The 997-nt window shown below is 70.8% G+C and carries 1 protein-coding gene; it reads left to right on the top strand.

Annotated elements, in window-relative coordinates; genetic code table 11:
* The coding region (gene bioC, locus G7A99_RS21100) for a malonyl-ACP O-methyltransferase BioC (RefSeq protein ID WP_163143867.1) at positions 1–736 on the top strand (736 nt) is incomplete at its 5' end.
* Positions 737–997: the final 261 nt, after the last annotated feature.

The following is a 997-nucleotide window of genomic DNA, read 5'->3' as shown; positions in this document are numbered from 1 at the left end:
GCCGGCCACGGTGCTGGACGTCGGTGCCGGTACCGGCGCGGTGACCCGCGAGCTGATGACGCACTACCGCAAGGCGCGCTTTACCGCGCTCGACCCGGCGCCGGCGATGTTGCGCCTGGCGCGGGGGCGGGCGCCGCGGTGGCGCCGCCTGCGCGGCGTCGCCGGTCGTGCCGAGTCGCTGCCCATCGCCGACGATACCTTCGACGTGGTGTTCTCGAACCTCGCGTTGCAGTGGGTCACGGACCTGCCGGCGGCGTTCGCCGAGGTCCAGCGCGTGCTGCGCCCGGGCGGCGTGTTCATGTTCTCGTGCTTCGGTCCGGACACGCTTGCCGAGCTCAGGGCGGCCTGGGCCGGTGCCGACGCCCATGCCCGCGTGAACACCCTGGTGGACATGCACGACATCGGCGATGCGATGGCCCGCGCGCGGCTGGCGGAGCCGGTGATGGACATGGAGTACTTCACGCTCACCTATCCGGAACCCCGCGCCCTGCTCCGGGAGCTACGCGCCCTCGGTTCCCATGCGATTGATCCGGGCCGTCCCCGCGGGTTGACCGGGCCGGGCCGGCTCCGCGCGATGATTGCCGCCTATGAGGCCGGGCGGGACGACGAAGGCCGCATCCCCGCCACCTACGAGGTCATCTACGGCCATGCCTGGGGTACCGGCAATATCTTCCGTGCCGGTGAGCGGGCCGCCGCGCAACCGGCCGCCGGTACACCCGGCAGCTCCGCGACTTGATCCAGATCATTGCAGCGACGAGAATTGAGTCCGGAGCGACGGCTTGCGCGTCCATCGCGATTCCCTAGAATACGGTGCGGTTCGCGGTAGGCCGGCTCCGTCACGGCTCGGGAGGTGCGCGTGATGGCGGTGACCGCAGACCCTGTCGGCACCGACGGTGCCCGGCGGTTTGTCCTCAAGCCGGCGTTTGGCGGACACTGGCACGAAACGGTTGCGGTGTTCCGTGCCGTCGCCGCGGTCAGCCTCGGCATCGCCTTGGTA

This window comes from Arhodomonas sp. KWT, assembly GCF_010993615.1.
This window is presented reverse-complemented; position numbering and strand designations above follow the sequence as displayed.